The 9,184-nt window shown below is 49.5% G+C and carries 4 protein-coding genes; 1 reads left to right on the top strand and 3 read right to left on the bottom strand.

The features are described 5' to 3' along the window. Positions 1–25: 25 nt before the first annotated feature. From PN466_RS03350 to PN466_RS03360, 3 genes are all read right to left on the bottom strand, one after another. The gene (locus PN466_RS03350; protein ID WP_271936953.1) at positions 26–3,226 is read right to left on the bottom strand and encodes a COG1470 family protein; all 3,201 of its coding nucleotides are present in this window, start codon (positions 3,224–3,226) and stop codon (positions 26–28) included. A gap of 90 nt (positions 3,227–3,316) precedes the next feature. After that, positions 3,317–5,572: a hypothetical protein gene (locus tag PN466_RS03355; RefSeq protein WP_271936955.1), complete on the bottom strand. Its 2,256-nt coding sequence runs from the start codon at positions 5,570–5,572 to the stop codon at positions 3,317–3,319. A 10-nt stretch (positions 5,573–5,582) separates the two neighbouring features. Then, a complete protein-coding gene (locus PN466_RS03360) occupies positions 5,583–5,711 on the bottom strand; it encodes a hypothetical protein (RefSeq protein ID WP_271936957.1) in 129 nt (42 codons plus the stop codon). A 46-nt stretch (positions 5,712–5,757) separates the two neighbouring features. Between PN466_RS03360 and PN466_RS03365 the strand changes: the two genes are divergently transcribed. Continuing rightward, positions 5,758–8,955 (top strand): NB-ARC domain-containing protein, encoded by a 3,198-nt coding sequence (locus PN466_RS03365; protein ID WP_271936959.1) that lies wholly within the window; start codon positions 5,758–5,760, stop codon positions 8,953–8,955. The last annotated feature ends 229 nt before the right edge of the window (positions 8,956–9,184 follow it).

The following is a 9,184-nucleotide window of genomic DNA, read 5'->3' on the forward strand; positions in this document are numbered from 1 at the left end:
ATTCCCTATTTCTTATTCCCTCGTCTTAATCAAACTGTGGGGGCAAATCAGCAGGAGATAAACCATCCGGTGCTGCGGGTAGGGGGCGATCGCCAGGAGGAGATGGAGAAGTCTCAGAAGGGGGTAGAAGTACGGTTTCAATTACTAACGTGCGTTGTAATTGTTTCCCAGTTCCTCCAGTGACCGTTAAGGTGAGAGTTTCTTGTCCGGGTTGAGGACTAATGGGATAGGCAAGAGTACCGCTTAAGGCTACAGTACCGGGGGAGGGGAGTAATTCGACACGGGTATCGGGGCCACCGATTACAGTCCAAGTTAAATTAAGTGGATCGGGTCGGGTTTCCGGTTGCAAGGTAACCACGACTCGCAGGGGTGCAGTTTCTCCATTCACAGTAAAGTCGGTAATGGCCAGGGGATAAGTACGTGGCAAGATTTGAATCACTTCTGTTTGTTGTCTGTCATTGACCTCTGATGGATTTTGTTTATTGAAGATACTCACTTCAAAGATATATTCTCCCCCTTGACGGGCAGAAGTGGGGACATTTTGACAAACCAAACGCCCAGCTAGGATGCAATAGGGTTGTAGGACATCAGGGATGCCGCTATCAAAGCGATAACGGCGGGCTGGAACCCGGGCAATTCCGCTCGTATCCCGACCGATGATTTGCACCTCTTGCAGTTGCTCGGCGTTTTCGATTTCCCAGGAGAGTAAAATTTCTTCTCCTTGCTCTTCGCTGTAGGTAGGTTGCCCAGGTTGCAGTTGTAGGATTTGAGGTGAAGGAGGAGGAAGAGGAGGCGGAGGGGGAACTAGGGCAATAGTGGCGGTGGTTTCGGTTTGAGTAATTTCTCCGGTTCCGCGTTTGGGAATTACACCTAATTGAAATTGATAATTTCCACCTTGGGAGAGGGGGATCGTGACATTCCGACAGCGGAGTTGATTGAGCTGATCGAAGACATCACAAATGGATTTTAGGGGTTCGGGGAGTCCTTGATGGAAGGAAAAACGCATTTCTGGCATGGCAACAAAGCCTTCAGCCGATCGCCCTTTTAAGACTAAGGCTTCGATTTGATCGGAATTGGAGATCGCCCAATTCAATTGAATGGGTTCCCCTTTTGCCACTTCATACCGAGGTTGGGTGGGCTGAAATTCGATAATTTTCGGCGGTTCCGGTGCTTTGATTTCAATCACATCTGCGATCGCACTTTGGGCTTCTCCTTCAATGCGCGGATCGGGAATAACGGTCAGTTCAAAGATATAGTTACCAAACTCGTCTACAGTGACGGGAACACCCGCACAGCTTAACACTTCCACTGGGTTCAGTGACCCTATTTGATTGTCAAAAGTACAATACCTGCGCCAATCATCGGGTAATCCAGAGTCTAGATCGGTGCGCTGTTCCTCGCTATTGACGACTCCATCAGGGTTACGACCGATCCAACCCAATTGGGCGATCGCACTAGGATTACTGATTTGCCAACTGAGTTCAATCGTGTTTGTCTGATTGTTAGCGGGTGGATTAGTGGTATTTTGGGAGTTGGGTGGATTGGAAGAGGATACAGTTGGTGAACCCTCTCTGACGGTAACCGTTGTTGCATCCGGTTGGGCTAATGTTGCTTTAAATTCGAGGATTTCGGGTAGAGGAATGGGAGCGATCGCGATCCGGTTCGTTTTAGCGATAATCGGGGAAACTCGCGATCGTTTGGGAGTCACCTTTAACTCAAAAATATAATCCCCTGGTTCGCGGGCATCCGTGCGAATATTTCCACAGACTAACCTGCGCCAAGAGCGCGTACAGAATTCTTGCAAACTTTCTGGTAAGCCCCGGCTCAGATCGTAGGAAACGGGAATACTGGTAACATTACCATTGGGCGATCGGCCTAAAATCTGCAAACCTCGAATTTGTCGAGGATGGCGAATTTCCCAATTGAGGTAAATAAAATCATCATTAGCGGCCGAATAGGACGGGGAAACCGAGTTAAATGCTTCAATTCTGGGCGGAGCAGGCGGTTTGAAAAACAGCCACCACAGGGTAAAAATGAATAACCCCAATAACCCTAACCCAGCTAAAATCCCTAACAGCAATTGCCACCAAGGGCGAGCTTGCCACAGGAAAGTCCCTTCAATTTGATCGGTAGGTAAGGGCAGTTGATAATCATCCGTCAGTTCCACATAAAAATTGAGGGTTCTTCCTTGACCGAATAAAGGTCTACGCCACCAGGGGCCGGGTTTTGCATCTAAATCAACTTGCCATTGCTCTCCCTGATCCAATTTCAGGCGATCGGGATTTAACTGATACACACAAATCGGGCGTTCTTGGTCTTCTCGTACCGTAAGTCGTAACTGTCGTAGAGTATTCCCCTCATTCTGTAGACGCAATTGAAATAGGGCTGCTTCCCGACGTACTTTACCGACTAACGTCCGCAAATCCATCCGTAAATCATACCGAGGCAAAACCTCGATATAGACCACATCTAATAAAATCAAATCTGGGTTATTTTCCCCGGTTAACCGCAGAGTCGGTAAATAACGGCCAGCTTTCGTATTCACCGGGAAGCGAAATTCTAGGGTAACTTCTCCTTTCGCTCCTGGGTTGAGGGCCAGATTATCAGGAATAATCACCAAACCCAACTCATTAATCCCTTCTGGATAATGGACTTCCCACCAGAGTTCCGGTAAATCAGTACAAGTGAGGCGAAAGCGATCGACCCGGTTAGAGCGATTATGCACCAAAACCGTCACTATCAGCGATTGACCCAGTTGTAGAGGGGCGGGTTTTTCGGGGGTGGTAACCGGAGTAAGGGCAAATGTAGGATCATTGGACTGAACTGCCTCTTGAATGGGAGGAAGAACTTGTAGCGTTGCTTGGTGACGGATGGGAGTTTCTTCGGGATAATGCTTGGGTGCATCAATCACCATTAAGTAAGTATAGTGACCGGGAATCGCTTCTACAGGAATGGGGAAGGAAAACACCACCTCGCTGCTGCTCCCCGAGCTGAGGGCAAACCGTTCATAGGGGTTCAGACACCAGGATTTGAGTGCTCCGGAAGAATCATCAATAAACAGATCGATAATCGCCCCTTGGAATCCTTGATTACCAATGGTGACGCGCAATTCAAAGGTTTCCCCAGCCGAAATGACACTATCGCCTGATGGGTTGGTAATCACGCTCAAGGATTGATTTCCATCAGAGCGCTGGTCATTGGTCATGGGTAATTGGTAATTGGTCATCTCTGTGTCTCCGTGTCCCCGCGTCTCCGTGTCCCCCGATCTGCGCTCCCTTCGACTCCGCTCAGGAAGCTGCCCCCATCCCCCCAACTGTTAATTCCTAATCGAGTTCATCAGGTATAGTCTAACTTTGCCATCATCGCCTCCAGTGACGATTTGCACTAGAGAACCGGTTGGGTCTTTTCGAGAGGGGATTAGGGATAAGTCTACGGTATTGAGGGAGTTAGAGTGGTTGGCGATCGCTTTTCCTTTAAGATATTTGGTTAAGCGCTCTCCCGTATCTCTTAGGGGCCATAGCATCAGCACCCCATCGTCACCAACACTGACGAGGTATCCGCCATCGGCGCTGAAGGCGATAGAGCGCACAGCTTCACCGTTATGACTATTGTCCCAGCGATCAAGCAGTTCACAAGTCGGATTGACTCCTGCGCCTAAACCCGGTTCTAGACAAGGGCGTAAATTCCAAATACTAATACTGCCTTGATTATCAGCAACAGCTAAGAGAAAGGGACGCTTTTCAGCAGTTGCCAAACTGGTGATGTAGTTATCTTGACCGGTAGTCGTGTTTGGATCGGAAATATCTAGGGTTTGGGTTGAGTTCGTTTGAGTATTCCAGAGGATGAGTTGATTATACCGACCAGCAACAGCTAGGGTTTCTGCACTTTGGCCAACAAATGCCAGATCGGAAACGGCAAATTCAAAGGTTTTCGTTAATTCGGGTTCGTTAACGTTTAGTATCTCCTCAAAGTCTGCGCCAACATACCATTTGGCCACTAATCCACTGCCATGACCGCTGAATAAATAGCGGGAGTCGGGGGTGAATTCGAGATCCATGACTCGGTCGTCTTTTTGATAAACCAGCGATCGCACGGGAACGTCTTCATAGGATAATAAATCCCACAGTTGGATTTCTCCATTTTCTAAACCCATTACCATTTGATTATTATCGACCGGGCGATATTTAACGGTGCGAACAGCTTTATCGGCCTGGGCACGAACATCGATAAATTCTAATTTTTGCCCTTCAATGACCCAGTCTCTGACCTGTTGATCGATGCCACCACTTAATAGGCGATCGCCTAATCCATTCAGTTGTACGGTCATGACCGATCCTTTGTGATGAATATAATAATACTGTCCATAAATAAACCACCAGAACACCCAAGCCAAGCCGACCATCAATAGTCCCTGTAACCATCGAGGAATAATGGGAAAGACTCTGAGAATCAGGGTTTGTTGGGGATCGATTAAAGGGACCCGACCCCTAGCCGTGTCCTTGGGTGTCGGGGCAGGTTCATCGAGATCTTGGGGGGAAGACGGCAAGAGGCGTGAAACTGCTCCTACCGGCACAGCCCTAGCTTCAATGGGAATCGGGCGCTCCTGAACCCATCCCAACCACGGCCGTTTTGTTTCTACCCTTAAATCAAAGGTTTGGGTTTCTGTTGGGTTCAGGGTATGTTCTGGGGGCAATAATTCAAGTTGCAGTCGGTTTCGGGCGTTTGTTTTTTCTTCTAGGGGTAAATCGATAGTGGTTTGATAGCGTTGATTACTCTGGTTTAGAAGTCGTAAGGGATACATTACAGGATTGGATTTCCAGGAGGGCAACCAGCGGCGTTTTTGAGGAAGGGTTTGCTCGAGTTGAGGAATTTCAAAGCGGATTTCACCTTGGAGAAAAATTTCAATGACGGCTTGTAGTTGGGTGGGGGGGCCATCAGGATGGGTAATTTTAAGGTCGGCTAAATAGTTGATTCCAGCGATCGCCTCTTCAACATCAGGCACAGGACAGATTAAACTGCGATCGCTCCATTGTCCTGGGGGCAAGCTTACAGGTGTAGGAGAGGGATTTAACCAGGAATAGGAACTAGAGACCGTCATTAGGGCGGTAATTTCTTTATGACCGGGATTATAGAGCCGGATCGGTATTTCTAAATCGCTGTTGGGATAGCCTTTGAGCGTAGAGTTAGGCAATTCAGCCTTGAGTTCCAGTTCACCGATACCCTTTTCCACCCGCAAGCGTAGGATATGTCGTTCTTCAGTTCCCAGTTCCAGGGAAAAAATGCGGATGGTAAGATTCACCAAGCCCACGAACCCTGAAATTGGGGTTCTGTAAATTTCCACGATAAACCGGGTAAGGTCTCCAGGCGGTTTCTTTGTGCTAACTTCTGGGGATAGGGTGTACCAACTGCGCTCAGAGTTGGAATCGACTCCAGCGGCTAGGATCTCTAGCTGAAAACTGGCAAAGCGATCGCCCTCGTTAAGAACCTTCACCTCAAACTGAGCCACCCCATAACCCGGTTGAAAGGTTAGCTCTTTGGTGGATAGCTCCGTACCCATCAGTTTTTCAACCATGCTCCTACCCTTACCGTCCGATCTGCACTGGAGCCATCATAGCAATAGACCCATCGCGATCGCCCACAGGACTAGGAGTTTCTGGAATTTCCTGATGTAGAGTGCCTTCGGAAATGCTGTACAATGATATACTAGCCACTTTCCTAGTTACCCTATAGCTAGAGTCATTAATAAGTTGAGAAGGGATGAAAAGTACAGGTATCATCCAGTTCAATGAGCAGTCAGTGAATACTGTCCCCAAACTGCCTCCGCACTTTTTACCTCGTCCCCAGGAGATGCAACAGTTGAAGCAGCTCTTGTGGAGCAACCGCATCCTAGTTGTGCAGGGGAAGGGAGGCATGGGTAAAACCGTTTTGGCAATCGCGATCGCACAAGATGAGGAAGTGCGGCGCAAGTTTGTAGATGGGGTGGTGTGGTTACCCATGGGGATAACACGGAAACCCATAGAACTCTATCAACAATTGGCACAAGCCTTAGAAGGGTCTAAGATTTATCAAGAAACAGAAGTTCAGTGGAAAGCTCATCTGTCAAAGCTATTACAGGATAAGTCCTGTTTGTTGGTACTCGATGAGGTTAAGCAGCAACCCGAAGTAGAGCGGTGGCACAAGCTGTTGGGAAAAAACTGCCAGATACTGCTCACCACCAGGGAGAGCCATTTAGTTGATGGGTTAGGAGCCGAAGGTTATCTCGTAGAGAAGTGGGATGACGACCCGTCCTTGCAGTTGTTGGCGAACTGGGCAAACGTGGACAAGGAACAGTTGCCCGAAGAAGCGAGTGCGATCGTGCAAGAATGCAGACAGTTACCTTTAGCCCTAGCCTTAGCTGGAGGGCAAGTGGGAGATGGAACCCTTTGGAAGTATATGTTGAGGGCACTGCAAGGTGGAGACGAAGACGGTTTCGATCCGGCCGACACCACTGCCACCATACAGAAATGTATAGCGGTCAGTCTCCAGAACTTGGAGCAGGAAAAACAAGACGCTTATCTAGAGTTAGGCATATTCCCGCCAGATGCGAAAATATCCGAAGCAGCGCTGGTGAAGTTGTGGGGACGTAAAGGACACAAAGAAGAATCTCAACTACAGCAGCAGTTAACCCAGTTGGAAAAAAGGGCACTCGTATTTGTAGAGGGAGAGTCCCCCCACAGATGGGTGTGGCTCCATGACATGCAACGGAACTATCTCCAGGAAAAGCTTCAGGATAAAGCCAAAGTCCATCGGGAATTTTTAGCCAGTTATGCCAAAGGGCGGTTTCCCTGGAAAGGGGCACAGGTGGAAGGGGAAACATATTTGTATCAGCACGCAGCCTATCACTTCCAGAAAGCAGAGGAAGAAGAAGCCTTCGCCCAGTTGTTAGGAGATTTTGATTGGTTGTCGCCAAAGCTAGAGGCAACAGATATTCAGGCACTCTTGCTCGACTTTGATCGAGTTCAAGACAAAGATCGATTTCTCCGTCGTTTGCAGAAAGCGTTACGCCTGAGCGCCCAGGTGCTAACTCAGGATAAGCAACAGTTCGCCAGTCAGTTGTGGGGGCGGTTGCTCAACCTGAAGCAGATGAAAAAGCATGAGTATCAATACTTTTGGCAAAAGATACCCATCCTAGGGCGCTATTTACCCCACTATCGGGGTGGGGGAAAAGTAGAGCGGCTTTTACAGCAAGCCAAAGACCGACAGACTCAAACCTGGTTTCGTCCCCTCGCCCCCTGCCTGGACTCCAGCGACGGGGCCCTACTGTGTACGCTCAGGGGTCATCAGTCCTGGGTGAATACGGTTGCCGTGACGCGAGATGGGCAGAAAGCCGTGTCGGGTTCATCAGATAAGACCCTGAAGGTGTGGGACTTGGAGACGAAAGAGGAGACCCTGACGCTTACGGGTCATCGTTCCTTGATACAGGCTGTAGCGGTAACGCGAGATGGGCAGAAAGCCGTGTCGGGCTCATCGGATAAGACTCTGAAGGTATGGGACTTAGAGACAGGGGAGGCACTGCTTACTCTGATGGGTCATGATTCCATGGTCAAAGCGGTAGCCGTGACGCGAGATGGGCAGAAAGCCGTGTCGGGTTCATCGGATAATACGCTAAAGGTGTGGGACTTGAAGACGGGAAACGCACTGCTGACACTTACGGGCCATTCTGGCTCGGTACAAGCGGTAGCCGTAACCCCGGATGGACAGCGGGCGGTGTCGGGTTCGATGGATAAGATGCTGAAAGTGTGGGACTTGAAGACGGGAGAACAGAGGCTTACGCTTAAGGGTCACGATCACTGGGTCAATGCTGTAGCCGTGACTCCAGATGGGCGGCGAGTGGTTTCAAGTTCAATGGACAAGACGCTGAAAGTGTGGGACTTAAAGACGGGGGAAGAAGAGCTTACTCTGACGGATCATCAGGACTGGGTGCAAGCCTTAGCCGTGACCCCAGACGGGAAACAGGCGGTTTCGGCCGCAGATAATAACACGTTACAGGTGTGGGACTTAGCAACGGGCGAGGAGAAACTGACGCTCAGGGGTCATCGGGACTGGATACAAGCTGTAGCCGTCAGTCTAGATGGTCAACAAGCTGTGTCCGCTGCCATGGATAATACGTTGAAGGTGTGGAACTTGGAGATGGGGGAGGAACTGCATACCTTGACGGATGATGGAGGTTATCAGGACTGGGTGCGAGCGTTAGCGGTGACCCAAGATAGGCAGATAGCCGTGTTTGCTACGATAGATAATGCCCTCAAAATATGGGACTTGAAGAGGGAACAAGAGCGATATACCCTGACCGGTCATCAGGACTCGGTACAAGCTATAGCGGTGACCTCCGATGGACAGCGAGCTGTGTCTAGTTCTATGGATAAGACGCTAAAGGTGTGGAACTTGGAGACGGGGGAGGAACTGCGTACCCTGACCGGTCATCATCACTCGATACCTGCTGTAGCCATAACTCCAGATGGTCGCCGAGCTGTTTCTGCTTCTATGGATAGCACCCTGAAAGTGTGGGACTTGGCAACTGGGGAGGAACTGTGTACCTTGACCGGTCATCATCACTGGATACAAGCGGTAGCGGTAACCCCGGATGGGAAATGTGCCGTTTCAGTCTCAGATCGTACGACTTTGAAGGTGTGGGACTTGGTAACCGGGGAGGAGAGGCTTACGGTTACGGTTCATCAGGACTGGGTACGAGCGGTAGCGGTGACCTCGGATGGACGGCGAGTGGTTTCTGGTTCTCTAGATAAAACTTTGAAGGTGTGGGACTTGGTAACGGGGGAGGTGCTAGGGACGTTTGTGGCGGAGGCAGCTATCTTGCGCTGCGCCATTGCCCCGGATGGCTGTACGGTGGTGGCAGGGGATATGGTGGGACGAGTGTATCAATTATTAATTAACAATAGCCTATCAAAGAGAAGTTGAATTTCTGTACTATTTTTCCCATTGTTGGGTTGATGTCTGCTGAGAATTTCTTGAATTAAATCCGAGTAATATCAAGTCCGATGAATAAGTTATATCAAGTCCGATGAATAAGTTACGATATAAATGAAGAGTGTCCAAGCAAAGCAATGCCCCGACTCCTTAAGATAGTCCCCCACCAGAGTAGAGAGTCCCTGGGCGTAGCCTACCATCAAGCAAAAGAGGGCCCAGA

Origin of the sequence: Roseofilum reptotaenium CS-1145, from assembly GCF_028330985.1 — a bacterium.
Lineage (GTDB): Bacteria > Cyanobacteriota > Cyanobacteriia > Cyanobacteriales > Desertifilaceae > Roseofilum > Roseofilum reptotaenium.

Bases quoted from the DNA above. Each gene is read 5' to 3' on its own strand.
- PN466_RS03350 (WP_271936953.1), bottom strand. From the start codon at position 3,226: ATGACCAATTACCAATTACCCATGACCAATGACCAGCGCTCTGATGGA.
- PN466_RS03355 (WP_271936955.1), bottom strand. From the start codon at position 5,572: ATGGTTGAAAAACTGATGGGTACGGAGCTATCCACCAAAGAGCTAACC.
- PN466_RS03365 (WP_271936959.1), top strand. From the start codon at position 5,758: ATGAAAAGTACAGGTATCATCCAGTTCAATGAGCAGTCAGTGAATACT.